This is a genomic window from Bradyrhizobium sp. U87765 SZCCT0048, assembly GCF_018131225.1.
Classification (GTDB): domain Bacteria; phylum Pseudomonadota; class Alphaproteobacteria; order Rhizobiales; family Xanthobacteraceae; genus Bradyrhizobium_A.
This window is the reverse complement of record NZ_JAFCMM010000002.1, coordinates 316,831-342,352: the sequence shown is the minus strand read 5'-3', so window position 1 is coordinate 342,352 and position 25,522 is coordinate 316,831. Positions and strand designations below refer to the sequence as shown.

The window sequence follows — 25,522 nt, the reverse complement described above, 5'->3', positions numbered from 1 at the left end:
AAATTCGGTGCCGTCGTCCTGGTTGCCAACCTCGCCGGAGGCATGGTTGCGGTCTACCGTCATCAACATCGGGAGCCTGCCACGGTGGGGATGGCGGCTGCGCCGCAGGTCAATCCCGACGAACAGGTCATCTCGAAGGAGACCGTGCCACCATCAGGTCCGCCTGTGCCGGTCACGGCCGCGAAAGTGCAGCAGCATGACGTGCCGATCGTGCTGGAAGGGCTCGGCACCGTGCAGGCGCTCAACAATGCGACTCTGCATACCCAGGTGCAGGGTACCCTCGACACGGTCGATTTCGTCGAGGGGCAGCCCGTCAAGCGGGGGCAGTTGCTGGCGCAGATCGATCCTCGCGTCTATCAAGCGCAGGTCGACCAGGCGAAGGCCGCACTCGGCCGCGACAAGGCGTTGCTTGCCAATGCGCAAGCTGACCTCGGCCGTGTCGAGCCCCTGCTCGCGCGCGGCTTCGCCACGCCGCAGCAGGTCGATACCCAAAAAGCGCAGGTCGGTCAGCTCGAGAACACCGTCAAGCTCGACGAAGCCGCGCTGGAGGGCGCGCATGTGCAGCTCGGCTTCACGTCGATTACCGCGCCGTTCGACGGCGTGACCGGAATTCGCAAGATCGACCCTGGCAACATCGTACATCCGACCGATGCCGAGGGACTTGTCGTCCTGACCCAGATGCAACCAATCTCGGTGATCTTCACCCTGCCGTCGGCGGATATCCCGCGAGTGCAGCAGGGGTTGGCAAAGGGCGAGGCAAATGTCGAGGCCTATGACGCCGCCAACAAGGTCAAGCTCGACCAGGGCCGGCTGATGCTCGTCGATAATCAGGTCGATCCGTCGACCGGCACCGTGAAGCTGAAGGCGACATTTCCCAACGCCCAGAACACGCTGTGGCCGGGTGCCTTTGTCAACATCCACCTCGTGATCGCCGTACGGCACAACGCTCTGACGGTGCCGCTGCAAGCGGTGCAGCAGGGGCCGAACGGGCCCTACGTCTATGTGATCAAGTTCAGCAACACGGGCGAAACGGTCACCGCGAAGCCGGTCACCATCGGTCAGTCACGCGACGGCCAGGCGATGATTGAGTCCGGGATCGCCGCGACAGATACCGTCGTGCTCGCCGGACAGTATCGTTTGTTCGAAGGTGCCCGGGTCGAGATCGCCCGAGGCGCCGCGGCGAGCCAGGTTCAGAACGCGTCCACCGCCAGTTCGGGAATGCTGCCATGAACATCTCCGCAGGCTTCATCCGCAAGCCGATCGCAACGGCGCTTCTGACGATCGGCATCACGCTGCTCGGTCTGCTCGCTTATCGGCAATTGCCGGTCTCGGCATTGCCGACCGTCGATACGCCCACCATTCAGGTCACTGCGCAGCTGCCAGGCGCCGATCCGCAGACCATGGGCTCGTCGGTGGCGACCCCGCTGGAGCGGCAGTTCGGGCAGATCGCAGGGCTCACCCAGATGAGTTCCAGCAGTGGTCTCGGCAACACCCAGATCACGCTGCAGTTCGCGCCAAGCCGGAGCGTTGATGCGGCTGCGCAGGATGTGCAGACCGCCATCAACGCCGCGTCAGGCCAACTACCGAAGACCATGCCGTCGCCGCCGACCTACCGCAAGTTGAATCCAGCGGACGTGCCAGTGCTGCTGATTGCACTGATGTCCGACACCGAGCCGCTGACCAAGGTGGACGACTACGCCGACAGCATCCTGGCCCAGAAGCTGTCGCAGGTCCCGGGCGTGTCGCTGGTCTCGATTGGGGGCGCCCAGAAGCCAGCCGTCCGCGTCCAGGTCAATCCAGCCAAGCTCGCAGCGGCCAATCTCGACCTCGAGCAGCTGCGCACAGCGCTGGCTGCCGCGACCGTCGATCAGCCGAAGGGAGTGCTCTATGGTGCGCAGCAAGCCTATACGCTCGCCACCAACGATCAGGTGCTCGCCGCTAACGAATACGACAATCTGATCATCGCCTACCGCAATGGCGCGCCGGTGCGCTTGCGCGACATCGGCCAGGCGGTCGCCGGGGCTGAAGACATCACGTTGCATGGCTGGTTCAACAACAAGCCGGCGGTCGTACTTGCGATCCAGCGCCAGCCCGGCGCCAACGTGATCGACACTGTTGATCGCATCAAGGCCGTGCTACCGCAGTTGGAGAAGAGCCTGCCGTCCGACATCAAGGTGGAGATCGCCTCGGATCGCACGCAGACCATCCGCGCCAGCGTCAGCGATGTCCAGTTCACGCTGCTTCTGACCATTGCGCTCGTTGTCGGCGTGATCTTTCTGTTCTTGCGCAAGTTCTGGGCGACGATCATTCCCGGAATTTCCGTTCCGATCTCGCTGATCGGTACGTTCGGCGTGATGCATCTGCTCGGCTACAGCCTCGACAACCTGTCGCTGATGGGGCTGTCGATCGCGGTCGGCTTCGTCGTCGACGATGCCATCGTGATGATCGAGAACATCTCCCGCCACATTGAGGAGGGACTTTCGCCGCTCGATGCCGCGCTGAAGGGGGCGGGTGAGATCGGCTTTACTATTCTCTCGATTTCGGTGTCCCTGGTCGCGGTGTTCATCCCGCTGCTGCTGATGGGAGGTGTCGTCGGCCGCATGTTCCAGGAGTTCGCGGTGACGGTCTGCGCCGCGATTGTGGTCTCCGTCATCGTGTCGCTGACCCTGACGCCGATGATGTGCGCCACGCTGCTGTCACCGGACCACGGAGAGGCGGGGCGGTTGTCCCATCTGCTGGAGCGTTGCTTTCTGGCGCTGCAGGCTGGCTACGAGGCTGTGCTGCACCTGGCGCTGCGCTTCAGGCTGGCGACGCTCGGTGTCATGCTCGGCAGCATCGCTATCACGGTTGCGCTGTTCGTGATGATCCCGAAAGGCTTCTTCCCGCAGCAGGATACCGGTATGATCACCGGCATCACCGAGGCGGCCTCAGACGTGTCACCGGCACAGATGGCCAGCCTGCAGCGTGCTGTCATCGACATCGTCGCGAAGGATCCGGCCGTCGCCAATGCCACCGGGTACATCGGACCGGGCGGTCCGACCGTCACCGAAAACAATGGTCGTCTGTTCGTCCTGCTGAAGCCGCGCGACCAGCGTGATCTCAACGCCGATCGGGTGATCCGCCGGCTGGACGAGAATCTGCAGAAGCTGCAGGGGATTTCGGTTTTCATGCAGGCGACGCAGGACATTAACCTGGCGAGCCGGCTGTCCAAGACGCAGTACCAGTATACGCTCACCGACGTGAACCAGGACGAGCTCAACCAGTGGGCTTCGAAGCTCTACGCCAAGCTGAAGACGTTGCCGCAGCTCGCGGACGTCGCTACCGACCAAGCCAATGCGGGGCGCCAGCTCAAGCTGCAGATCGATCGCGATGCGGCATCACGGCTCGGCATCGACCCGGCGACCGTGGACAACACGCTCTATGACGCATTTGGCCAGCGCCACGTGGCCCAATTGTTCACGACGCTGAACAGCTATTACGTCATCCTGGAGGTCGATCCATCGTTTCAGCTTGGGCCGTTTGCCTTGAACCGCATCTATGTCCGCTCGGCGAATGGAACAATGGTGCCGCTCGGGCAATTCACCAAGGTCGAAACCGGCACCGCGCCGCTGGCCGTCAACCACCAGAGTCAGTTTCCATCGGTCACCTTGAGCTTCAACCTGGCGCCGGGCACCGCGGTCGGCACGGCGGTGGCCGCGATCCAGAGGGCGACCGCGGACCTGCAGATGCCGGGCACGGTGGTCGCGAGCTTCCAGGGCAACGCGCAGGCGTTCCAGGCGTCGCTGAGCAGCACGCCGATCCTGATCGTCGCGGCGCTGGTCGCCGTCTATCTGATCCTCGGCATGCTCTATGAAAGCATCATCCACCCGATCACCATTCTCTCGACGCTACCTTCGGCGGGCATCGGCGCGCTGCTGACGCTGATGGCGTTCGGCTTCGGTCTCGACGTGATCGGGCTGATCGGTATCGTTCTTCTGATCGGTATTGTGCAGAAGAACGGCATCATGCTGATCGATTTCGCGCTGGAGGCCGAGCGCCATCGCGGCCTCGACGCCGAGCAGTCGGTGTTCGAGGCGTGCCGAATCCGATTCCGTCCGATCCTCATGACGACGATGTGCGCGGTGCTCGCCGGCGTGCCGCTGATGATCGGCACCGGCACTGGCTCCGAGCTGCGCCAGCCACTGGGGTTCGCTATGGTAGGGGGTCTCCTGGTCTCGCAACTACTGACACTGTTCACGACGCCGGTCGTCTATATTTATCTCGATCGTCTGGGACATTGGCTTCGTCGAGCGCGTGGAGGAAATGTCGCTCGCGAGGCTGTCGTCGAGTAGTTGCGCGGCGATTTCGAGGAGGTCGATCCGACTACATTCCTATGGGGGACGGAGAGCAGTTCGCCGTGGCTACATTCGGGAGGCGTGGGGTCAGAGCTCCCGGAAGGGCATGGTCGCCCCTCCGACCAATGTTTCACCAACGAAATAGCGGTATCGAGTGGCTCTAAACGCACCAGAAGGGAAGCTAACTCTCTGATTTATCTCGATCGCGTAAGCCTATAGCCTCGCTCATAACGGTCCGGTTGCAGATTCGAGTCCTGCCGGGCCCACCAAGTACCTCAGGCGAGTGGGGATGCTCTAAAAGTGACTCGGTTGCCGACCGACTCGCTTTCCGTCCTTAAGAGTGACTCGATTCCATAGATCGCTGACACCACTTAGATATCTCGCCTGATTTTTTCTGGCGCCCATCGCGAAACGCGAAGCAGCCGAGGGAGTCTTTTTTGGCTTAGCGAGACTTCAAATAAGCCTTACGCCAGCACGACTTCGACTTTGAAGCGGAGCCCAGCGACTTCCTGCATGACTCCGAGCTTGTCGAGTTCATCGGAATCCCGCAGATCGCCGGAGTTGTACACGAGGAAAATGAGCGTCTTCAGCTGCGGCCACTTGGCGTTAGAACCAGATCGGCGCGCCTCGACTTGGCGCCACCCACGTTGGGAAGCGGGTCCTTTTGAACTGAAGACTTCAGATACCCCCGCAGAACTCCGTTCGATGCTCATTGACGCATCTCTCTTGTTTCTCGGTTGATGAAGGTGGATCGGCGTGGTCCACGTCGTCGAAGCCGGACACGGGCCGCAATCCAGTCCCGGCGCCCGCGCGACGACGATGCGCGGGAGCCGGGATCCAGCGATTTCAGATGGCCGAAAAGCCGCCGTCGACGGACAGCTCCAACCCGTTCACGAAGCTGGAATCGTCGGAAGCCAGGAAAACCGCGACCGCAGCGATCTCCTCGGGACGCCCCATCTTGCCCCGCGGGATCAGGGATTCGAACATCTTCTTCGCCTCCGGAGTGAGGACCTGGTCTTGCATTGGCGTGGCGATCGGCCCCGGGTGCAGCACGTTCACCCGGATATTGCGGTCCTTCAATTCGTTGAGCCACCCGCGGGCGAACGCATGCAGCGTCGCCTTGCTCGCCGCATAGACGCTGTAGCCGGGAAAACCCTTGAGCGAGGCGACCGAGCCGGTCATGAAGATCGAGCCCCCATCCTTGAGCAGCGGCAGCGCCTTCTGGACCGTGAACAGGGTGCCGCGTGCATTCAAGCCGAAGGTCGAGTCGAAAAGCTGCTCAGTGATCTGGCCCAAGGGGGCGGCATCGCCGATGCCGGCGCTCGCATATAGAACGTCAATCTTTCCCTTCTCCCGCTTAACGGTTTCAAACAGGCGGTCGAGATCGTCGAGATCGGCCGCGTCGCCGCGCACGCCGGTCACGTTGCGGCCGATCAGCTTGACGGCCTCGTCAAGCTTCTCCTGCCTCCGGCCCGTGATGAAGACGTACGCGCCTTCTTCGACGAACCGCTTGGCGCTCTCCAGCGCCATGCCGCTCGATCCGCCCGTAATGACCGCAACCTTACCTTCAAGCTTACCCATGATCTTGTCCTTCGAAATCGTCCGGGGACATTCCCGATGGACCCGACCTAGGCCTGCAACTGTCCGGAGGTCAGTCCAGAAAAACGCACATCGGTGGTGCGTATATCATCCGGTTCGGTGGTTGAGGCTGATCGACGTGCGTCGTTACCGTCATGGGCATTTTAATCTGAAATTGCTGCTTATATGGTGGCGTGTTGTGCGGGATACGGCCTCGAAATGCGCACCCTTGTGGTGCATGGATGGCACCATGATCGACTGGGACGACGTTCGCTATTTTCTCGCCGTCGCGCGCGGCGGTTCGGTCCGGGCGGCCGCCGAACAACTCGGGGTCAACCATTCGACCGTGATCAGGCGCGTCGCGCAACTGGAGGAACGCCTCGGCGCGCAGATGTTCGAAAAGCTGCCGTCGGGCTACCGCCTGACGGATGCGGGCGAGGATGTTCTCGAGTTCGCCGACCAGATGAAGGCGTCGTCGCAACAGCTTGAGACCCGCGTCTTTGGCCGAGACCAAGGCGTGCGCGGTCTGTTACGAGTGACGCTTCCACCGTTCCTCGCGACGCACCTTCTGATGCCGGACTTTGCCGAGTTCGCGCGCCTGCATCCCGACATCGAGATTGAAGTCCTTTCGACCGGCGAGGTGGCCAACCTCACCAACAGGGAAGCCGACGTCGCAGTCCGCAACGTCGGCGACCGCAAGAACCTGGCGCTCAATCTTCACGGCCTCAAGGGTCCGGAGATGTACGGCGGCGTCTATATGTCCCGCGATCGACTGGCCGCGTGGCGAAAGGGCGCGACAGACCCGCTTCGGTGGATCGTCGTCGACGACGAAGAAATCCCCGTTTGGGCTCGCAAGGGGAAGGTCAGCTCCACCGAAGCTCCGTTCAAGACCCCGGACGCCGGTGCTCAGATCGCAGCGGCACAACAAGGGATCGGGATGACGAGGCTGCCATGCTTCGTCGGAGACGCCGACCCGTTATTGACGAGGGTGCCGGGCACCGATCCACACCTGTACGGCAGGCTTTGGCTTCTGACGCAAGGAGAGACGCGCAAGACGAAACGCGTGCGGCTGTTCACAGAGTTCGCATCCAAAAGGCTTGCCGCCTACGCTCCACTTCTCGCCGGTCTGTCCACATCGCGTGAATGACGCCCGACGGCTCACCGGCGAGGCGTTGAAGGGGACAAGGGCAAGCGCATATCCCCGACCTCCGGCATGCGAAAAGGACGGCAAGGCGTTTTGGCTCACCGATTCTTACAAGGCCTGGATGAAATAGGCAGCGCTCTCCAATATGGGCATGACATCACGGCAGTGAGAGCCGATGCCCTGAAACCAGCCGAGCGCACCACGCGCACGGGCCAGTGTCAGTTCTTGCCGGCCGCCTCATGCTCAACCCGATACAACCGCCACTTCTGCGGCACGCCCTTGAGCTGGTGAACGCCGCGGTCCTTGAAGCGGATGTCGGATTGCGACATCAGATCCCGGACGGCGCTCGACACCAGCACTTCGCCGGCGCGCGCCTTGGCGGCGACGCGGGCGCCGATGTGAAAGGCGAGGCCGACGACCTCGCCGCCGCTCACCTTGTACTCGCCGGCATGCAGGCCCACCCGGATATCGAGGCCGAGCGTGCGCACGGCCTCGCGGATCGCACTCGCGCAGCGCACGCCCGCGGCCGGGGCCTTGAAGGTCGCGAGCAAGCCGTCGCCCGTGGTCACGACTTCCTTGCCACGCGAGCTCTTCAGCTCCTTGCGGACGGCGGCGTAGTAGTGGCCCATCACCTTGGTCCAGCGGGCATCGCCGAGGCGGGCGGCCTTTTCGGTGGAGCGGACGATGTCGACGATGAGGATGGTAGCGAGGGCCTGCTTGACGTCGGCGTCACGCCTGGCGGCGCGGCGCTGACTGACGATCGGTCCGGTCAGCGGCTCATAGCGATGGCTGCGGCGCCGCGCGATTGCGGCCTTGGTATAGTCCATCGCGCGCTGCGCCGTGCCGCAGCGAACCGTCTTCTCCCGCGGCGGCAGCGTCCAGAACACCTTGCGCCCGGCGCCGGCGCCATGGACCTCGACCGCGCCCCACTTCAGGAAGACCGCCGTGCCGACTCGCCGCACACACCAGGCCTTCGAGGTGTAGCCGGAGACGTTCGACTGATGGATGCCGATGCGAAGGAATTTGGGCATGAAACGTGGGGCCGATTGAAAAAGCCGTTCGAGCGGGCTGAGGCCAAAGCGTAGTCATCCGATCTTGTGTTGGCAACGGTCTCGGATGGCGCAGACAATGTTCGGACGCCGTTCGACGGGCCGCCCGGGCAAGGTCATGTCGGCTTCCCAACCGCGGCCGAGGCGCCGTCGCTGCGTTTTGTTTGTCGGGGCCGCCGCCAAATGGGCGCGGTCTTGCCAGGTGATGTCGTCACTCGCCGTGTCAGCCGCTTTGCATTTGCTCCGCGGACAGGAACAGCCGATAGGCCGGATTCTCGCTCTCGTTCCAGTAGGGATAGCCGAGCGCATCCAGCGCTTGAACGAACTGCGCCCGCTCCTCCGGCTTGACCTCGATGCCGGCCAGGATGCGGCCATAGTCGGCGCCGTGATTGCGGTAGTGGAAGAGCGAGATATTCCAGTCGGGCGCCAGACTCTCGAGGAACGTCAGCAGCGCGCCGGGCCGCTCGGGAAATTCGAAGCGATAGATCAGTTCGTCCCTCAGAAGCGGCGCGCGGCCGCCGACCATGTAGCGGACATGGTCCTTGGCCATCTCGTTGTCGGTCAGGTCGAGGATCGGATAGCCCTCGCGCTGCAGCAGCTCCATCACCTCGCGCTTCTCGGCTTCGCCGCGGCTCAGCGCGATGCCGACAAACAGCTGCGCGGGCGCCGAGGTGTCGGCGAAGCGGTAGTTGAACTCGGTGATCGCCCGCGCGCCGAGAATGCGAATGAAATGCCGGTAGCTGCCCGGCCGCTCCGGCACGGTGACGGCCAGCAGCGCTTCGCGATGCTCGCCGACCTCGGCGCGGTCGGCGATGGTGCGCAGCCGATCGAAATTGAGGTTGGCGCCGCTGTTGACCGCGATCAGGCTGCCGCCACCCGGCGCGCCGCGCTCGGCATAGGCCTTCAGGCCGGCGAGCGCCAGCGCGCCGGAGGGCTCTGCGACCGAGCGGACATCGTCGAAGACATCCTTGATGGCCGCGCACATCGCGTCGGTGGTCACGGTGATGACCTCGTCCAGCAGGTCGCGGCACAGGCGGAAGGTCTCAGCGCCAACCTTGCGGACCGCGACGCCGTCGGCAAACAGCCCGACCTGATCGAGCGCGACGGTCTGGCCCTGCGCCAGCGCCGCCGCCATCGAGGCTGCGTCCTCCGGCTCGACGCCGATGATCCTGATCGCGGGATTGAGGAATTTGACGAACGCGGCGACGCCCGCCGCCAGTCCGCCGCCGCCGATCGGCACGAAGATCGCCTCGATCGGATCGGGATGCTGCCGCAGGATCTCCATCCCGACGGTGCCCTGGCCGGCAATGACGTCGGGATCGTCGAACGGATGCACGAAGGTCAGGCCGCGCGCGGCCTCGATCTCGCGCGCCTTGGTCTGGGCGTCGTCGAAGGCGTCGCCATGCAGCACGACGTCGCCGCCGAGGCGCCGGACGGCTTCGACCTTGATCGCCGGCGTCGTTCGCGGCATGACAATGGTGGCGGGAATGCCGAGCTTGCGCGCCGAAAGCGCCACGCCCTGCGCATGATTGCCGGCCGATGCGCAGATGACGCCGCGCGTGCGCTGGTCCGCGGGCAGCCTGACGATCTTGTTGTAGGCGCCGCGCAGCTTGAACGAGAAGATCGGCTGAAGATCCTCGCGCTTCAGCAGCACGGTCCGCGACAGCCGCTCCGACAGGCGGGGCATCGCCTCGAGCGGCGTTTCGATCGCGACGTCATAGACACGGGCGGTCAGGATGCTTTGGGCATAGTCTCGAAGGGCGTTGGCCGCGGCGGTCATCGAACAGGCTTTCGTCGACGGGAAGAGCTTGTGATCGGTCGCGCCGTCCCATCGTCGGCGTCGATCGCAGCAGGCGGACGGCCGGGGGCCGCGCGCGCATCTGAGCCCCAACATCGCATGGCCGCGACCGAATTCAAGTGCGGCTCGCGACCAGCATGCGCGGCGCGCAAGGCGTCGCCAGCGCCGGCGATCGCCGGTGATGGGATGGTTGGTCGAGACGCCCGTGCAGCGGCGACCGTGCCTGTGTCGCCAGCAGATCCGGTGCGGCGAAACAGCCGAAAAGCCTGTCGTCGCTGCTTGCGCGATGCGCTTCGCAGCGGTTGCGGATTCCCGGTCTGGATGGCCGTTTTCAACGGCATAAATCGATTGCCGAAGGGCGTCAGAAGTGCCAGTTTTCGGCTTGATACCGGCCATCACTCCGATCGCCCTCCCGCCCGAACTTCAGGAATCCAGCGCATGACCACGACGCCCTCGACCATCATCTACACCCTGACCGACGAGGCGCCTGCGCTGGCGACCGCGGCGTTCCTGCCCGTGGTGCAGGCCTTCACGGCGCCGGCCGGCATCGAGGTCACCACCAGCGACATCTCGGTGGCGGCCCGCATCCTCGGCGAGTTTCCCGAGTTCCTGACCGAGGCGCAGCGGGTGCCGGACAACCTCGCCGAGCTCGGCCGGCTGACGCTTCTGCCCGGCACCAACATCATCAAGCTTCCCAACATCAGCGCCTCGGTGGCGCAGCTGAAGGCGGCGATCAAGGAGCTGCAGGACAAGGGCTACAAGCTGCCGGATTATCCGGACACGCCGAAGACCGACGAGGAGAAGGCGATCCGGGCGCGCTATGCCAAGTGCATCGGCAGTGCGGTGAACCCGGTGCTGCGCGAGGGCAATTCCGACCGCCGTGCGCCGCTGGCGGTGAAGAACTACGCGCGCAAGAACCCGCATAGCATGGCCGAGTGGAGCCAGGCGTCGCGCTCGCACGTGTCGCACATGCATCATGGCGATTTCTATCATGGCGAGAAGTCGATGACGCTGGACAAGGCGCGCGACGTCAAGATGGAGCTGATCACCACCAGCGGCAAGACCATCCTGCTCAAGCCGAAGGTGGCGCTGCAGGACCGCGAGATCATCGACTCGATGTTCATGAGCAAGAAGGCGCTGCTCGATTTCTACGAGCAGCAGATCGAGGACGCCTACAAGACCGGCGTGATGTTCTCGCTGCACGTCAAGGCGACGATGATGAAGGTATCGCACCCGATCGTGTTCGGCCACTGCGTGCGGATCTTCTACCGCGATGCCTTCGCCAAGCACGGCCAGCTGTTCGATGAGCTCGGCGTCAACGTCAACAACGGCATGGTCGATCTCTACAACAAGATCGCCACCCTGCCGCAGAGCCAGCAGGACGAGATCAAGCGCGACCTGCATGCCTGTCACGAGCACCGGCCTGAACTGGCGATGGTCGATTCGGCGAAGGGCATCACCAATTTCCACTCGCCCAACGACATCATCGTCGACGCCTCGATGCCGGCGATGATCCGCAATGGCGGCAAGATGTGGGGTGCCGACGGCCGGCTCAAGGACGTCAAGGCGGTGATGCCGGAGAGCACCTTCGCCCGCATCTATCAGGAGATGATCAACTTCTGTAAGTGGCATGGCGCGTTCGATCCCAGAACCATGGGCACCGTGCCCAATGTCGGCCTGATGGCGCAGCAGGCCGAGGAATACGGCTCGCACGACAAGACGTTCGAGATCCCCGAGGACGGCGTTGCCAACATCACCGACCTCGCCACCGGCGAAGTGCTGCTCAGCGAGAATGTCGAGCAGGGCGACATCTGGCGCATGTGCCAGGTCAAGGACGCGGCGATCCGCGACTGGGTCAAGCTCGCCGTGACGCGCGCGCGCCATTCCGGCATGCCGGTGGTGTTCTGGCTCGATGCCTACCGTCCGCACGAGGCGCAGCTCATCACCAAGGTGAAGATGTACCTGCACGAGCACGACACCACGGGCCTCGACATCCAGATCATGAGCCAGGTGCGCGCGATGCGCTACACGCTGGAGCGCGTGATCCGCGGCCAGGATACCATCAGCGCCACCGGCAACATCCTGCGCGACTATCTCACTGACCTGTTCCCGATCATGGAGCTGGGCACCTCGGCCAAGATGCTGTCGATCGTGCCGCTGATGGCCGGCGGCGGCATGTACGAGACCGGTGCCGGCGGTTCGGCGCCCAAGCACGTCCAGCAGCTGGTTGAAGAAAACCACCTGCGCTGGGATTCGCTCGGCGAATTCCTCGCGCTCGCCGTCTCGCTGGAAGATCTCGGCCTGAAGACGCGCAACCCCAAGGCCAAGCTGCTTGCGAAGACGCTCGATGCCGCCACCGGCAAGCTGCTCGACAACAAGAAGTCGCCGTCGCCGCGCACGGGCGAACTCGACAACCGCGGCAGCCAGTTCTATCTCGCGATGTACTGGGCGCAGGAGCTGGCGGCGCAGACCGAGGATCCGGACCTGCAGGCGCAGTTCAAGCCGATGGCCGAGGCTTTGGCCCATAACGAGGAGAAGATCATCGCTGAGCTCGCCGCCGTCCAGGGACAGCCGGCGGATATCGGCGGTTACTATCTGCCCGATCCGGACAAGTGCGCGGCGGTGATGCGCCCGAGCCCGACCTTCAAGGCGGCGCTGGCGCTCGCGGGGGCCTGACAACTGCGGGCGGCGCCGCAGAGACGCCGCCCTGCGATTCCGCTTTGGTCGGTCCGGTCATGGGTTCGAACCCCGCCGGGCCGACATCGCCATGGATCTCGCGTCCAAGCCTTCCGCCGGGCCCGTGCATCTTCGGAGCGGCAATATCTGCGTCGAGGTCTTTCGCCATTTTTCCGCGATTCCATCTTGCGTCGCAAAGACGGGCTCGACAGCACAGCCTGCAGGACAAGACGGCGTTGCCGCGGGCAGGCCGATCGCGCTGCTGCAGCCGCCTCGGCCCGCGACCCGTCCCTTATGATGGCATTTCGAGGTCCGCCCAGATTCGCGCAAAATAGTCCTGGAAGGCCGGATCGGTGCGCAGCGCCACCGGATCGCGGCCGACGCGCGGCAGGTCGACGGTGTGCAGCGCGCGCACGGTGGCGGGGCGGCCGCTGAGCACCAGGATGCGGTCGGCCATCGCGATGGCTTCGCCGATGTCGTGGGTGACGAGGATCGCGCTCTTGCGGCGCTCGGCGATGATGCGGGAGACGTCGGCCTGCAGCAGCAGGCGGGTCTGGAAGTCGAGCGCCGAGAACGGCTCGTCGAGCAGGATGACCTCCGGATCGAACGCGAGCGTGCGCATGATCGCGACGCGCTGGCGCATGCCGCCCGACAGCGAGGCGGGCTTGGCGTGCTCGAATCCGGCGAGGCCGTAGGCGCGGATCAGCTCCTGCGCGATGGCATAGGCGCGCGGCTTCGGCACCTTGCGCACCTCGAGCCCGAGGATGACGTTGTCGATCACCGTGCGCCAGGGCAGCAGGAGGTCTTTCTGCAGCATGTAGCCGACATGTCCGGTAGCGTCGTCGACGCGCCGCCCGGCGGCCTCGACATGCCCTCGCGTGGGCCGCAGCAGGCCGGCGATGGCATTGAACAATGTCGACTTGCCGCATCCCGACGGGCCGACGATCGCCAGCGTCTCGCCCTGGTAGAGTTCGAAGTCGACCTTGCGGATCGCCTCGACACGTCGGTGGCCGTCATCGAACACGACGCCGAGATTATCGGCGCGCAGCACGACCTTGCGGGCCGTAGCCGGTGCGCGCGCGATCGTCGCGGTCCCGGCGATGTCATTGGTCATCATTTGTCCACGGCTCCGCAGAAATCGAGAAGGGAACGGTTGAACACGTCCGGCGTCACCGCCGTGAAGGCGTGAGCGCCCCAGCCGACCTCCTCGCGCCGCGCATGCGGGATCGCGGCGGCGAGGCGCGACGACAGGTAGGCCGGCACGAGACTGTCGTCTCGGGCGGAGGCGAGCAGCGTCGGTACGTCGATGGCGCTGAGCCGGTCGCCGGCATCGAACGCCAGGAACATGTCGATGCGCTGATTCATGGTCGGCACCGGCGGAAAATGCGCGAGGATGCGCTCTTCCTCGGCCTCGAGATGGTCGATGTTCTCGGAGATCCAGGCCGGCGGATAGAGGAACAGCGGCTGGGCGCGGACATAGGCCCGCGGCCCGGACTGGTTGAGGATCTGCTTGCGGATCTCGAAGCAGCGCCGCAGGAACGGATCGGCCTTGCCCCAGCCGTTGACGACGACAAGGCTGCGCAGCAGCCGCGGATGCCGCATCGCCAGTTCAAGGCCGACGATGCCGCCGATGGCATGGCCGACGACATGGGCGCGGTCGATGCCGGCATGGTTCATCACGCAGGCAATGTCGTCCGCCATGCCGGCGATGGTGCGTTCGCTGCGGCCGCTGCGACCGGTGCCGACGTGATCGTAGACGATGACGCGGTGATGGTGGGACAGGGAGGCGATCTGCGGTGCCCAGAAGGAGCCGCTGCCGCCCATGCCGGCGGACAGCACGATCGCCGTTCCCTGACCATGGACTTCGTAATGGATGTCGGCTCCGTCGCCGCGTGCGAAAGGCATGATGATATCGTCTTTTCTGTCGTGTCGGGAGCGCGGCTGGTCGTCAGCGGCGGAGGTAGCGTTCGAGCAGGTCGATGGCGCCGTACATCAGCAGGGCGACGATCATCAGCGATGCGATGCCGACCCAGACGGCGTTGAGGTCATAGAGCACACCGGCGTAGTAGATCATGTAGCCGAGGCCCTCTTTCGAGGCGATGTACTCGCCGACCACCGCGCCGATCAGCGCGAAGCCGACGTTGAGGCGGAAGGCCGCGACGATCCACGGCATCGCGCCGGGAATGATGACCGTGCGCCAGGTCTTCCAGCGCCCGGCGCCGAGCGAGCGCATCAGGCGGACGAGATCGGCGTCGACCTCCCTGGTGCCCTGCATCGCGGTGATCACAGCGACGATGAAGGTAATGATCGCGGCGATGGCGATCTTGGAGGAGATGCCGATGCCGAACCACACGATGATCAGCGGCGCCAGCGCGATCTTGGGCAGGCCGTTGAGCGCGATGAGGTAGGGCCGCAGCGTCGCCGCGCTGGTCGGCGACAGCCACAATGCGAGGCCGACCGTGCTGCCGAGCACCGTGCCGAGCGCGAAGCCGGCGACGCTCTCCCATGCGGTGAGGCCGGCATCGCGCAGCAGGTCACCGCTGGCGATCAGCGTCGCCGCCCTGGCGAGGATGCCGCTGGGCTGGCCGTAGATATAGACCGCGATCCATTCGAAGCGGATCGCAATCTCCCATGCTGCGAGCAGGGCGACGAGGAGGCCGACCTGCAGCAGGGCGATGCGGAGCGAGGGCGGCAGCCCGCGCCGTCGCGGGGCTGTGTCCGTGCTGATCTGTCCGGCGTCGGCCACGGTCACGTCAGCGCCTCTTGTGCGCGGTTGAAGCGATCTCGACGAGACAGTCGGGCTTCACCAGGCCGCACTGGATGCAGTAGCGCGCCGGCTTCTCGCCGGGAAAATACTCGGCATAGACCTTGTTGACCGCGCCATAGTTCGCCCAGTCGGTGATGAAGATCTGGTTGAAAGTGATGTCAGCCATCGTCGCGCCCGCCGTCTCCAGCACGCTCTTGATGGTTTCGAGGATGTGGCGGGTCTGGGCGGCGGCGTCGCCGACATGGACGACGTCGTTGTTCTTGTCGAAGGCCAGCGTGCCGGAGACGTAGATGGCGTCGCCGGCCATCATGCCGGGTGAGTACGGCGCGAGCGGCGGATGGGTGCCGGGCGGAATGATGGCGCGATCGGTCATGGGAGCCTCAGGTTGCTGATGTTTCGGTCTGGGCGAATGCGCGGCGGAAATCGGCGGCCGAGGACACCCAGCCGAAGAACGTCTCGACGTTGAAGACAGTCGCTTTCTGCAGATAGTCGGGACCGGCCTGGTGGGTCGCGTCCTCCAGCATCACGCCGAAATATTCGAGATGAAAGCCGTCGCGCAGGGTCGACTCGACGCAGACGTTGGTGGCGATGCCGCAGAATACGAGGTTGCGGATGCCGCGGGCGCGCAGCGTGCTGTCGAACTGGCTGTTGAAGAAGCCGCTGTAGCGCGTCTTGGGGATGACGATGTCGCCGGCCTGCGGCTGGAGATCGTCGACCAGGGCGTAGTCCCAGCCGCCTTTCGCCAGCAACTGGCCCTGCAGCTCGGGCCGCTTGCGCATGGTCTTCAGGGCATTGGACTTGTGCCAGTTCGGCGATCCCGGGCCACCGGCCTCGACATAGTCCTTGTCCCAGCCGTTCTGGAAAAAGATCACGGACAGGCCGGCGCTGCGAGCGACGTCGAGGGTCTGGCGGATCTCGCCGATCGCGGCCTTCGCGCCGGAGATGTCGAAGCCGGCGAGATCGAGATAGCCGCCCGCGGTGGCATAGGCGTTCTGCATGTCGACGACGACCACCGCGGTCTCCTCGACCGCGAGGCGCAGCGGTTCCGGCCGCGCCGGCAGGGTGACGTAGCGCCGCTCGCGCGCGGCTGCGGTGTCGATGGTCATGACGCGAGTCCGAACTGACGGGTGGCGTTGTCGGCGAAGCGGTTGTCGACCATCTGCGTGTAGGGCAGCGTCGACTTGATCGCGCCGCCGCCCTGTTCGAGCTCCATGGCGCGATCCCACTCGGCTTCGGAGATCGTCGGGTTGCGCGGGATCGCGGTCCTGGTGCCGAAGAAGTTCCTGGTGGCGTTGGCCACGACGGAGGGTGACACCTTCGGAAAATACTTCTCGGCGACTTCCGTGAACACCGCATTGTCCTGGTGCATCATCTTCTGCGCTTCGGCGATGGCGTTGCAGAAGCCCTGGATCGCAGTCGGATTCGAGGCGATCACGTCATCGGTCGCCATTGCCGTGGTGAAGCAGACCGGCCCCAGAACATCGGCGAAGGACAGCACCGGCACGAGGCCGAATTGCTCCGCGCCGATGCTGATGTCCCATTCGAACGCCGTGGCGATGTCGGCGCGGCCGTCCTTGACCGCGGCGGCCTGCGCGCCGGCGGGCAGTTCGAGAAACTTCACGCCGGCCTCGGCGGGATCGAACTTGCCGACGGTCTTCATGGCGAAGGTCGGCACCTGGATGGTCGACGATGGAAACTTCAGGGTGGCGATGGTTTTGCCACGCAGGTCGTCGATCGTGCGGATCTTGCTGTCGGGGCGTGCCATGCCCCACATCGAGACGCCGCCGACGATCTTGGCGATGTTCTTGATGCGCCCGCCTTCGCGCACGGCGTTCACCGACATGCCGGGGCTGGTGACGCCGATCTGGCCGCGGCCCGACAGCAGGATCGGCACGGGCAGTGCGATACCGCCAGCGGTCGAAACCTCGGCGTCGAGGCCATGCCTGGCTAACAGGCCCTTGTCGGCGGCAACATAGAGAGAGGCGTACATGCCCAGCCGGACCGCCTCCGACACCAGGACTTTTCCGGCAGCGAAAGCGGGCGTGCGCAGCCCGGTCAGGGGCGCCATGGCAGCGCCGACAAGGGAATACTTCACCAGGTTACGTCTGCTGATCACGTCTTCCGTCCTCGATTGGGCTTTCGGGTCCCGGCCGAATAGCGGATTGCACAATAATTAGCCTTGCACAAAATGCTATCAGGGTGATTTTTATTAGCAATACGGTGAAAATAGATAAATATATTAGCAATGCCGCATAATATGGATCTTCGGCAGCTCCGGGCCTTCGTCAGCGTCGTTCAGACCGGCAGTTTCAGCCGGGCGGCGCGGGCGCTGGGCATGTCGCAATCGGCCGTCAGCCAGGCGGTGCGCCAGCTCGAGGACGAACTGAACGTCCGGCTGCTCGATCGCACCACCCGCAGCCTGCAGCTCAGCAAGATCGGCAGCGAATTTCTGCCGGGCATCCAGCGGCTGCTCGCCGATCTCGATCATCAGCTCCAGGACCTGCGCGACCTCCGCGAATATCGCCGCGGTCATGTCACCATCGCCTGCGTGCCCTCCGTGGCCTTGCGCCTGATGCCGGGCGTGCTCGCCGCGTTCCAGCGCGAGCATCCGATGGTCAACGTGACGTTGAAGGAAATCTCGCGGCATTCGATCTTCGGCGCGCTGCGCAGCGGCGACGTCGAGCTCGGCATCGCCAACATGCCCGGCGAGGATCCGGAGCTCGATGCCAGGCTGCTGCTGACCGATACCTTCGCGCTGGTGATGCGGCGCGATCATGCGCTGGCCGGCCAGACGTCGGTGACGTGGCAGGAGGCGGCGACGGCAGGCCTGATCGCGATGGGCGTCGGGACAGGCATTCGTCTGGAGATGGAGCGGGCGATGTCGGGTCCCGCCCGCAGCGGGCCGCTCTATGAAGCGGAGCATCCCGCGACATTGCTGGCGATGGTCGAGGCCGGCGTCGGCGTTGCGCCGCTGCCGACACTGGCGCTGCCTGCGGAGAGCCATCCGTCACTGACGTTCCGCAGCCTCGTCGCTCCCCATGTCCAACGCCAGCTCTATCTGATCAAGCGCGCCGGACGCGATCTGTCGCCGGCCGGGCGTGCGCTCTATCGCGGCATCATTGCCGGCGCACAGGCGCGCGTCGGGCCGGACAGGGAGATCGTCGCGCCTTGACCCCGCGCATCACGCCGCGCGCCGCGACGCCATCAGCGTCCGCACCCGCCATGCCTGCATGCTCTGCGCCGGATCGCCTGAATTCCCGAGATAGGCGTGGACGCGATAGGTGTCGGCGGCGCCGGCGACATCGGCCCACTGAGATCCGACAGGCCGACGCTGATCTTGCAGACGGGATCCATGATCCGGGGATTGACCGAGGACGGCTGCAGCGCCCCATGGAAGTACGATGCCTGATAGCCGTCGCGCACGCCGAACAGCGAGCTCTTGACGTCGAGGTAGCGCTGGTAGAACTGCTGCATCATCGCCAGCACAGGCTGTTCGTTGGCCACAGCCCGTCGACATCCTGCCGCTGTGCCTGCGCCACGAGACCCAGGCGCACGATGTCTTCGGCGCGCCTGGAAATGGCGTCAGGCTGCAGGCGGCGCCATCGTCGTTATGCCCCGGGGCACGTGCCTGGTCGTCACAGTGTCTGGCCATTGTCCATGATGACGATCTGGCCGGTCATCGATTTCGCCGACAGCGTCATGAAGGCGGTGTCGGCGACATCCTCGACGCTCGACAACCGCCCCAGCGCGACGTGGCCCGCCAGCAGCTTCATCTTGTCCTCGTTGCCGGCCCACCAGCGCGTCTCGACCGCGCCGGGGGCGACGGCGTTGACCCTGATCTTCGGTGCAAGAGCCCGTGCGAGCGAGCGCGTCAGCCCGTGGGCCGCCGCCTTGGACACGGCATAGGGCAGCGACGATCCGAACCCCGTGACGCCGGCGATGCTTCCGACGGTGAGGATGGCGCCGTCGCTGCTCTCCGCGAGGAAGGGGGCCGCTGCGCGGGAGAGATCGAACACGCCCCTGACATTGACGGCAAAGAGATCGTCCCACATCGCATCCTCGACCCGCGCGAGGTCCGAGAATGGAAGCTGGTAGGTGATCGCGGCGTTGTTGACGAGCCAGTCGAGGCCGCCGAAAGCGGATACGGTGGTCCGGACCGCGCCAGCGACCTCGTCCGACCGGGACACATCCGCCTTGATGGCGAGGGCACGTCGCCCCAGCGCTGTGATCGCGCCGGCGGTCTCCTCGGCGTCCGCCTGGCTCCTGGAATAGACGATCGCGACGTCAAATCCGGCATGGGCGAGCCGCAGCGCGATCGCCCGCCCGATCCCTGTGCCGCCGCCGGTGACCAGTGCCCGCTTGCCCGTATCGCTTGTCATGTCAGCTCCTTTCCGATGAGGCGGCAGACATACGAACGGTTGATGATCCCGAAAAGCGAATTAATATGGACGAATAGACCACAAATATGGGACTATCGAATGGCCGCCGTCTTCGACCTCGACGTTCTCAGAAGCTTTGTCGCTGCCGTTGAGTCCGGAAGCCTGGTCGAAGCGGCATCGCGCCTCGGGCGGTCGACGTCGGCGATGAGCGCGCAGATGAAGCGTCTGGAGGACAGCGTCGGGCTGGCGGTGTTCCGAAAGCAGGGCCGCGGCCTCGAATTGACCGAGACCGGCACGGCGATGCTGTCCTATGCCCGCCGCCTGCTCGATCTGAACGACGAAGCAGCCATTGCGATGCGTCAGATCAGGAGCGGGGGAGGCTGCCGTCTGGCGATCCAGCAGGATTTCGGCGACGTGATGCTGCCGCAGGTGCTGCGCCGCTTCACGCGGGCGCATCCATCTGTGCAGCTCGACGTCATTGTCGCGGGCAACGCCGATCTGCAGAAACTGGTGACGAACCAGAGTGTCGATCTGGCGATCGCATGGGATATCGGCGGCTTCGCGCGAAAGCCGCAGTGGCGCTACACCATGCCAGTATGCTGGGTCGCGCGCCCTGACTGGCGCGCGCCGCCGGCCGGCGAGCCGCAGGCGCTCGTGATGCTCGGCGACGATTGTTATTTTCGCATCATGGCGGCGCAGGCGCTCGATGACGCGCAACGGTCGTGGCGCCTCGCCATGACGAGCCCCAGCCTCGCGAGCGTCTGGGCCGGTGTCGAGGCCGGGCTCGGCATCACCGCGAGAACCTCCCTGGGCATCCCGGCGTCCCTGTCCCGCTTGCCGACATCGAGCGGGCCGCATGGGCTGCCTCCGCTGCGCGACATCGCGGTTGCCGCGTTCCTGCCGAACGGGCGCACACGCATCGCACAGACCCTGGCCTCCCTGTTCGGCGAAGCCATCGCGGCGAAACTGCCAGCCTGATCCCGGAATGTGTTGCGTTGCGGGGTGATCCTCTTGCGGATCCCACGAGACGGCCTGCGTTCGATGAAACGTTTCATATTGACAAACAGCGGTCACGGGCATGCAATGCGGGCTCATCGTCCGACCCGGGTGACTGCCGGCGGTTGATGAAACGATTCATCGTGTGCGACCACGCTGCGAAACAAACAAAAGATCTCCGGAGGAAACCCATGAAGCTCGGAACGATGCTTGCTGCCGGCGTCCTGGCAGCCGCGATCGCGTTGCCTGTGCCAGGCTTTGCCGCCGACAAGCCGGTGGTCGGCCTGGTGATGAAGTCGCTGGCCAACGAATTCTTTAAGAACATGCTCGAAGGCGCCAAGGCGCATGAGGCCAAGCGGGGCGATTATGTCCTCAAGGCCGTCGGCATGCAGTCGGAGACCGACGTCGAGACCCAGATCAACGCGGTGGAGAGCTTCATCACCCAGAAGGTCGACGCCATCGTCATCGCGCCGGCGGATTCGCGCGCCCTGGTGGCGCCGCTCAAGCGGGCAATCGCGGCTGGCATCACGGTGGTGAACTTCGACGTCGCGCTCGACGAGAAAGCCAAGAAGGAAGCCGGCGTGACGCTCGCCTTCGTCGGCCCGGACAACCGCGAGGGCGCGGGCCTGTCCGCGCAGGTGCTGGCGAAAAAGCTCGGCGAGGGCGGCAAGGTCGTCATCATCGAAGGCAATCCCGGCGCCGACAACGCCGCCCAGCGCAAGCTCGGCTTCATGGACGTCGTCAAGGCCGGCAAGCTCGACCTCATCGACTCGCGCACCGCGCACTGGGAGACCGAGGAGGCCAACACCGTATTCGCCAACATGCTCACCGCCCATCCGGATATCCAGGGCGTGATGGCGGCGAACGATTCCATGGCGCTCGGCGTGATCAAGGCGATCGATGCCGCCGGCAAGACCGGCAAGATCCAGGTCGTCAGCTTCGACAACATCCCGGCGGTGCAGCCGCTGCTCAGGGACAAGAAGCTGCTCGCCACCATCGACCAGTTCGGCCAGCAGATGGCGGCCAACGCCATCGACAAGGCGCTCGGCGTGCTCGCGACCAAGAAGCCGCTCGAGGGCTGGGTCAAGACGGACATCAAGCTGGTGACCGCCGACGACGTGAAGTGACCGGCGGGCGGCGGCTGCGCCGGGACGCGCGGCCGCCGCGCCGATCATCGTTCCCCTCCCTGCGGTCGGATGAGACGCCGTGACCACTCCCGATCCCCATGCGCCGGCCGATGCGTCCGATGGACAGGTCACAGCGGCACCGCTGCTGGCGCTGACCGGCGTGCGGAAACGCTTCGGTGGCGTCGTGGCGCTCAACGGCGTCAGCTTTGCCCTGCGCGCTGGCGAGGTGCACGCCCTCGTTGGCGAGAACGGCGCCGGCAAGTCCACCCTGATCAAGATCCTCTGCGGCATCGTCGCGCGCGACGCCGGCACCATCATTCTCGACGGTGCGCCTTACGATCCGCACGGTCCGGCGCAGGCCAAGGCGTGCGGCATCCAGGTGGTGCATCAGGAGTTCAACCTGCTGCCGTATCTGTCGGTGGCCGAAAACATCTGTTTCGAGAACCTGCCGCGCAAGCGTTTTGGCCGCGTCGACCGGGCCGTTCTCGAAGCGCGGGCGCGGCGGGCGCTCGATGCCATCGGCCTCAACGACGTCGACGTGCGACGGCCGGTCGAGACCCTCGGCGTCGCCCATCGCCAACTGGTGGAGATCGCCCGCGCGCTGATGGACGACAGCCGTATCCTGGTCCTCGACGAGCCGACCGCGACGCTGACGGCGCGCGAGACCGAATTGTTGTTCGCCATCATCGCCGGCCTCAAGGCCAGGGGCGTCGCCATCGTGTTCGTGTCGCACCATCTCAACGAGGTGTTCGCGATCTGCGACCGCGTCACCGTGCTGCGCAATGGCGAGTCGGTGATGACCGCGGATATTGCCGACACCACGCCCGATCGTCTCGTTGCCAGCATGGTCGGCCGCCAGCTCGCCGCGGCGATGGCGGCGCCGCGCGCTATCGAGACCGGGGGCCGCACCGCGCTGTCGGTGCGCAACCTGCGACCGCCGACCTCGCCCGATCCCGACGGCGTGTCGTTCGACCTGCACGCCGGCGAGATCCTCGGTATCGCCGGCCTTGTCGGCTCCGGCCGCTCCGAGTTGCTGCGGGCGATTTTCGCCGCCGACCTGCCGCTGTCCGGCACACTGGCGCGCGATGGCGAACCGCGCCGCTACCGCAGCCCGAAGGACGCGATCCGCGACGGCCTCGGCTTCGTGACCGAGGACCGCAAGGACGAGGGCCTGATCCTCGACATGGCGATCTCCGCCAATATCAGCCTCGCCAGCCTCAAGCGCGTGTCGCGGTTCGGTTTGCTGGATCGCGAAGCGGAAGCGCGGCTGACGCGGGACATCGGCAAGGAGATCCGGCTCAAATACGGCCGGGCCGACGATCCCGCCGCGACGCTGTCCGGCGGCAACCAGCAGAAGGTCGTGCTCGCCAAATGGCTGGCGAACGGCCCGAGGGTGCTGCTGCTCGACGAGCCGACCCGCGGCGTCGACGTCGGCGCCAAGGCGGAGATCTACGCGCTGCTGCGCAGCCTCGCCGAACAGGGTCTCGCGCTGCTGGTGGTGTCGTCGGAGCTGCCCGAGCTGATCACGCTGTGCGACCGCATCCTGGTGATGTCCAGGCATCGTATCGCCGGCGAGCTCGCACGCACGGAGTTTTCCGAGGAGCGCATCCTCAACCTCGCCTATCGGAACGAGCCTCGCCATGGACACCACTGACCTGACCCCGCCGCCGGCGCGCGCCGCCGGCCTCGGCGCCGCCGCGAGGGCGGTGCTGCGCGAAGCCGGCATCGGCATCGCGCTGATCGTGCTGATCGCCGTGTTCTCCGTCACGTCGCAGCACTTCCTCAGCGCCAGCAATCTCACCAATGTGCTCACGCAGGTGACCATCAACCTCGTGCTGTCGATCGGCATGACCTTTGTCATCCTGATCGGCGGCATCGATCTCTCGGTGGGCTCGGTGCTCGCCTTCTGTGCGGTCGTCGCCGGCACGGTCATGACGCTGCCGGGGCTCGATCCGGCCGTGGGCGTGATCCTCGCCATCCTCAGCGCGGTCGCCGCCGGCGTCGCGTTCGGGCTGCTCAACGGCTTCATCAGCGCGTTCTGGTCGATTCCCTCGTTCATCGTCACGCTGGGCACGCTCAACATCGCGCGCGGCGCGGCGCTGCAGGTCACCAACGCCAACACCATCTATTCCTTTCCGGTAGCGTTCAACGCGTTTGGATCGCAGACCATCCATGGCGTGCCGGTGCTGTTCCTGATCGCGCTGGTGCTGGTGGCGATCGCCTGGTTCGTGCTGATGAAGACGGTGTTCGGCCGTGTGCTCTACGGCATCGGCAACAACGAGGAGGCGGTGCGCCTCGCCGGCCACAACGTGTTCGCGTACAAGGTCGCGGCGTTCGCGATCGGTGGCGCCACCGTCGGCATCGGCGCCATCATCTACATGGCGCGACTCAACATCGCGAGCCCGATCATCGGCATCGGCTTCGAACTCAACGCCATCGCCGCCGTCATCATCGGCGGCACCAGCCTCAGCGGCGGGCGCGGCAGCGTCATCGGCACGCTGCTTGGCGCCTGCATCATTGGCGTGCTGGCCAACGGCCTGATCCTGCTCGGCCTCAACGATTTCATGCGCCAGATGATCACGGGGTTGGTGATCATCCTCGCCATCGTCCTTGACAAGTACCGCGAACGTCTGAGCAAGACATAGCGGCCATGACAGGGCGCAGGAGAAGCGGATCGGAGATGCCCGGAATCAAGGATGTCGCGCGGCGGGCGAACGTGTCGGTCGGCACCGTGTCGCGTGTGCTGGCGAAGAACGAGACGGTCAACCCGGAGTTGCGCGAGATCGTCGAGACTGCGATCCGCGAACTCAACTTCCGCCCCAATGGTCTTGCGCGCGGCCTGCGCCGCAGCCGCAGCGACATGATCGGCCTCGTCATTCCCGACATCACCAATCCGTTCTTCGCCGAGCTTGCCAAGCATGTCGAGGCGATCGCTTCCGCGGCCGGCTTTTCCGTGCTGCTGTCGGTCAGCAACGACGATCCACAGCGCGAGCGTACCCAGGTGGAGAGCCTGCTCAACAGCTTTCCGACCGGGATCATCGTCGTGCCGACCCATCGCCCGAGCGCCGGGCCATGGACCAGCGATGTCGCCACCGTGGTGCTCGACCGGCCGTTCGCCGACTATCCGCTGATCTCGGTCGATCACTATGGCGGCGCTGGGCTGGCAGCGCGGCATCTGCTTGATCTCGGTCATCGCCGCATCGGCTATATCGCCGGCCCCGCCGATACGCCGGTGTCGCGCCAACGCCTCGCCGGCTTCCGCGATACGCTCGCGGCCGGCGGCGTCACCCCGCTCGTCGTCGAAGGCCAGTTCGACTACGCCTCCGGCGAGACGCTGGGGCGCGCACTGCTCGATCGGCCGGCGGCGAAGCGTCCAACGGCGATCGCCACCGCCAGCGATCAGCAGGCGATCGGCTTGCTGCGCGTGGTCAATGACCTCGGCCTCGCGGTGCCCGGTGATCTCTCCATTGTCGGGTTCGACGACATTTCACTGGCGAGTCTCGTCACGCCGCGCCTGACCACGGTGCGCCAGCCGCTCGACGCCATCGCCGCGCGCGCGGTCGCGGCCGTCACCGGCGCCGGCGCAATCCCCGCCGCACCGGAATTGCAGCCGGCGATGCTGGTGGTGCGTCATTCGACGGGACCGGTGGCATGAACGGCCACTGGTCGTCCGG

22 protein-coding genes are annotated in these 25,522 nt (G+C 65.3%); 10 read left to right on the top strand and 12 right to left on the bottom strand.

Going from position 1 to position 25,522, the window contains the following annotated elements; translation table 11 throughout:
- Positions 1 to 42 precede the first annotated feature (42 nt).
- The gene (locus JQ639_RS14810; RefSeq protein ID WP_249123197.1) at positions 43 to 1,230 is read left to right on the top strand and encodes an efflux RND transporter periplasmic adaptor subunit; all 1,188 of its coding nucleotides are present in this window, start codon (positions 43 to 45) and stop codon (positions 1,228 to 1,230) included.
- Complete coding sequence (locus JQ639_RS14805) at positions 1,227 to 4,331, top strand: multidrug efflux RND transporter permease subunit (RefSeq protein ID WP_211966990.1); 3,105 nt, start codon at positions 1,227 to 1,229, stop codon at positions 4,329 to 4,331. Before JQ639_RS14810 ends, JQ639_RS14805 begins: the two co-directional genes overlap by 4 nt.
- A 467-nt stretch (positions 4,332 to 4,798) precedes the next feature.
- Here the strand turns inward: JQ639_RS14805 and JQ639_RS14800 are convergent, their stop codons facing one another.
- The gene (locus tag JQ639_RS14800; RefSeq protein WP_211966991.1) at positions 4,799 to 5,047 is read right to left on the bottom strand and encodes a hypothetical protein; all 249 of its coding nucleotides are present in this window, start codon (positions 5,045 to 5,047) and stop codon (positions 4,799 to 4,801) included.
- A gap of 133 nt (positions 5,048 to 5,180) precedes the next feature.
- Positions 5,181 to 5,915: an SDR family NAD(P)-dependent oxidoreductase gene (locus JQ639_RS14795; protein WP_211966992.1), complete on the bottom strand. Its 735-nt coding sequence runs from the start codon at positions 5,913 to 5,915 to the stop codon at positions 5,181 to 5,183.
- A gap of 247 nt (positions 5,916 to 6,162) precedes the next feature.
- On the opposite strand from JQ639_RS14795, the gene JQ639_RS14790 reads away from it, so the two are divergent.
- Positions 6,163 to 7,059 (top strand): LysR family transcriptional regulator, encoded by an 897-nt coding sequence (locus JQ639_RS14790; protein ID WP_211966993.1) that lies wholly within the window; start codon positions 6,163 to 6,165, stop codon positions 7,057 to 7,059.
- A 215-nt stretch (positions 7,060 to 7,274) separates the two neighbouring features.
- On the opposite strand, the gene JQ639_RS14785 is transcribed toward JQ639_RS14790, so the two are convergent.
- Both JQ639_RS14785 and ilvA read right to left on the bottom strand, forming a co-directional pair.
- On the bottom strand, positions 7,275 to 8,087 hold the full coding sequence (locus JQ639_RS14785) for an adenylate/guanylate cyclase domain-containing protein (RefSeq protein ID WP_211966994.1): 813 nt from the start codon (positions 8,085 to 8,087) through the stop codon (positions 7,275 to 7,277).
- Between the two features lie 241 nt (positions 8,088 to 8,328).
- Entirely contained in the window at positions 8,329 to 9,885 is a 1,557-nt protein-coding gene (gene ilvA / locus JQ639_RS14780) for a threonine ammonia-lyase, biosynthetic (protein WP_211966995.1), read from the bottom strand.
- Positions 9,886 to 10,341: 456 nt separating this feature from the next.
- Between ilvA and JQ639_RS14775 the strand changes: the two genes are divergently transcribed.
- Positions 10,342 to 12,579, top strand: a complete 2,238-nt coding sequence (locus JQ639_RS14775) for an NADP-dependent isocitrate dehydrogenase (protein WP_211966996.1) — start codon at positions 10,342 to 10,344, stop codon at positions 12,577 to 12,579.
- Positions 12,580 to 12,871: 292 nt separating this feature from the next.
- On the opposite strand, the gene JQ639_RS14770 is transcribed toward JQ639_RS14775, so the two are convergent.
- From JQ639_RS14770 to JQ639_RS14745, 6 genes are read right to left on the bottom strand one after another with little or no spacing between them, the layout of a single operon-like run.
- Positions 12,872 to 13,693, bottom strand: coding sequence for an ABC transporter ATP-binding protein (locus JQ639_RS14770; RefSeq protein WP_211966997.1), 822 nt, complete (start codon positions 13,691 to 13,693; stop codon positions 12,872 to 12,874).
- Positions 13,693 to 14,484 carry a pyrimidine utilization protein D gene (rutD, locus tag JQ639_RS14765; RefSeq protein ID WP_211966998.1) on the bottom strand — a complete coding sequence of 264 codons (792 nt, stop codon included), beginning with the start codon at positions 14,482 to 14,484 and terminating at the stop codon, positions 13,693 to 13,695. The genes JQ639_RS14770 and rutD overlap by 1 nt, the downstream gene beginning before the upstream one ends.
- Before the next feature lie 43 nt (positions 14,485 to 14,527).
- Positions 14,528 to 15,331, bottom strand: a complete 804-nt coding sequence (locus JQ639_RS14760; RefSeq protein ID WP_349644710.1) for an ABC transporter permease — start codon at positions 15,329 to 15,331, stop codon at positions 14,528 to 14,530.
- A 1-nt stretch (position 15,332) separates the two neighbouring features.
- On the bottom strand, positions 15,333 to 15,719 hold the full coding sequence (rutC, locus tag JQ639_RS14755) for a pyrimidine utilization protein C (protein ID WP_211966999.1): 387 nt from the start codon (positions 15,717 to 15,719) through the stop codon (positions 15,333 to 15,335).
- Between the two features lie 7 nt (positions 15,720 to 15,726).
- Complete coding sequence (gene rutB / locus JQ639_RS14750) at positions 15,727 to 16,452, bottom strand: pyrimidine utilization protein B (RefSeq protein ID WP_211967000.1); 726 nt, start codon at positions 16,450 to 16,452, stop codon at positions 15,727 to 15,729.
- Positions 16,449 to 17,462, bottom strand: a complete 1,014-nt coding sequence (locus JQ639_RS14745) for an ABC transporter substrate-binding protein (RefSeq protein ID WP_211967001.1) — start codon at positions 17,460 to 17,462, stop codon at positions 16,449 to 16,451. The genes rutB and JQ639_RS14745 overlap by 4 nt, the downstream gene beginning before the upstream one ends.
- 141 nt (positions 17,463 to 17,603) lie before the next feature.
- Here JQ639_RS14745 and JQ639_RS14740 point away from each other — a divergent pair, with 141 nt between their 5' ends.
- A complete protein-coding gene (locus JQ639_RS14740) occupies positions 17,604 to 18,518 on the top strand; it encodes a LysR family transcriptional regulator (protein ID WP_211967002.1) in 915 nt (304 codons plus the stop codon).
- A gap of 32 nt (positions 18,519 to 18,550) precedes the next feature.
- Here the strand turns inward: JQ639_RS14740 and JQ639_RS14735 are convergent, their stop codons facing one another.
- Both JQ639_RS14735 and JQ639_RS14730 read right to left on the bottom strand, forming a co-directional pair.
- Positions 18,551 to 18,850: a hypothetical protein gene (locus JQ639_RS14735; RefSeq protein WP_211967003.1), complete on the bottom strand. Its 300-nt coding sequence runs from the start codon at positions 18,848 to 18,850 to the stop codon at positions 18,551 to 18,553.
- Positions 18,851 to 18,981: 131 nt separating this feature from the next.
- Complete coding sequence (locus JQ639_RS14730; protein WP_211967004.1) at positions 18,982 to 19,725, bottom strand: SDR family NAD(P)-dependent oxidoreductase; 744 nt, start codon at positions 19,723 to 19,725, stop codon at positions 18,982 to 18,984.
- Between JQ639_RS14730 and JQ639_RS14725 the strand changes: the two genes are divergently transcribed.
- The 5 genes from JQ639_RS14725 to JQ639_RS14705 all read left to right on the top strand — a co-directional run bounded on the left by JQ639_RS14725 (position 19,642) and on the right by JQ639_RS14705 (position 25,503).
- A complete protein-coding gene (locus tag JQ639_RS14725) occupies positions 19,642 to 20,703 on the top strand; it encodes a LysR substrate-binding domain-containing protein (protein WP_211967005.1) in 1,062 nt (353 codons plus the stop codon). The genes JQ639_RS14730 and JQ639_RS14725 overlap by 84 nt on opposite strands.
- Before the next feature lie 209 nt (positions 20,704 to 20,912).
- Entirely contained in the window at positions 20,913 to 21,848 is a 936-nt protein-coding gene (locus JQ639_RS14720; protein ID WP_211967006.1) for a sugar ABC transporter substrate-binding protein, read from the top strand.
- A 79-nt stretch (positions 21,849 to 21,927) separates the two neighbouring features.
- Positions 21,928 to 23,502, top strand: coding sequence for a sugar ABC transporter ATP-binding protein (locus JQ639_RS14715; RefSeq protein WP_211967007.1), 1,575 nt, complete (start codon positions 21,928 to 21,930; stop codon positions 23,500 to 23,502).
- Positions 23,489 to 24,493 carry an ABC transporter permease gene (locus JQ639_RS14710; protein ID WP_211967008.1) on the top strand — a complete coding sequence of 335 codons (1,005 nt, stop codon included), beginning with the start codon at positions 23,489 to 23,491 and terminating at the stop codon, positions 24,491 to 24,493. Before JQ639_RS14715 ends, JQ639_RS14710 begins: the two co-directional genes overlap by 14 nt.
- Positions 24,494 to 24,528: 35 nt before the next feature.
- A complete protein-coding gene (locus tag JQ639_RS14705; RefSeq protein WP_211967009.1) occupies positions 24,529 to 25,503 on the top strand; it encodes a LacI family DNA-binding transcriptional regulator in 975 nt (324 codons plus the stop codon).
- Positions 25,504 to 25,522 lie beyond the last annotated feature (19 nt).

Excerpts from the sequence above, each read along its gene's own strand:
- JQ639_RS14775 (WP_211966996.1), top strand. The coding sequence starts at position 10,342 with ATGACCACGACGCCCTCGACCATCATCTACACCCTGACCGACGAGGCG.
- rutC (WP_211966999.1), bottom strand. The coding sequence starts at position 15,719 with ATGACCGATCGCGCCATCATTCCGCCCGGCACCCATCCGCCGCTCGCG.
- JQ639_RS14810 (WP_249123197.1), top strand. The coding sequence starts at position 43 with ATGGTTGCGGTCTACCGTCATCAACATCGGGAGCCTGCCACGGTGGGG.
- rutB (WP_211967000.1), bottom strand. The coding sequence starts at position 16,452 with ATGACCATCGACACCGCAGCCGCGCGCGAGCGGCGCTACGTCACCCTG.
- JQ639_RS14725 (WP_211967005.1), top strand. The coding sequence starts at position 19,642 with ATGGGCGAGCCGCAGCGCGATCGCCCGCCCGATCCCTGTGCCGCCGCC.
- JQ639_RS14720 (WP_211967006.1), top strand. The coding sequence starts at position 20,913 with ATGAAGCTCGGAACGATGCTTGCTGCCGGCGTCCTGGCAGCCGCGATC.
- JQ639_RS14730 (WP_211967004.1), bottom strand. The coding sequence starts at position 19,725 with ATGACAAGCGATACGGGCAAGCGGGCACTGGTCACCGGCGGCGGCACA.
- JQ639_RS14785 (WP_211966994.1), bottom strand. The coding sequence starts at position 8,087 with ATGCCCAAATTCCTTCGCATCGGCATCCATCAGTCGAACGTCTCCGGC.
- JQ639_RS14805 (WP_211966990.1), top strand. The coding sequence starts at position 1,227 with ATGAACATCTCCGCAGGCTTCATCCGCAAGCCGATCGCAACGGCGCTT.
- ilvA (WP_211966995.1), bottom strand. The coding sequence starts at position 9,885 with ATGACCGCCGCGGCCAACGCCCTTCGAGACTATGCCCAAAGCATCCTG.
- JQ639_RS14800 (WP_211966991.1), bottom strand. The coding sequence starts at position 5,047 with ATGAGCATCGAACGGAGTTCTGCGGGGGTATCTGAAGTCTTCAGTTCA.
- JQ639_RS14770 (WP_211966997.1), bottom strand. The coding sequence starts at position 13,693 with ATGACCAATGACATCGCCGGGACCGCGACGATCGCGCGCGCACCGGCT.
- JQ639_RS14740 (WP_211967002.1), top strand. The coding sequence starts at position 17,604 with ATGGATCTTCGGCAGCTCCGGGCCTTCGTCAGCGTCGTTCAGACCGGC.
- JQ639_RS14790 (WP_211966993.1), top strand. The coding sequence starts at position 6,163 with ATGATCGACTGGGACGACGTTCGCTATTTTCTCGCCGTCGCGCGCGGC.
- JQ639_RS14705 (WP_211967009.1), top strand. The coding sequence starts at position 24,529 with ATGCCCGGAATCAAGGATGTCGCGCGGCGGGCGAACGTGTCGGTCGGC.
- JQ639_RS14710 (WP_211967008.1), top strand. The coding sequence starts at position 23,489 with ATGGACACCACTGACCTGACCCCGCCGCCGGCGCGCGCCGCCGGCCTC.
- JQ639_RS14795 (WP_211966992.1), bottom strand. The coding sequence starts at position 5,915 with ATGGGTAAGCTTGAAGGTAAGGTTGCGGTCATTACGGGCGGATCGAGC.
- rutD (WP_211966998.1), bottom strand. The coding sequence starts at position 14,484 with ATGCCTTTCGCACGCGGCGACGGAGCCGACATCCATTACGAAGTCCAT.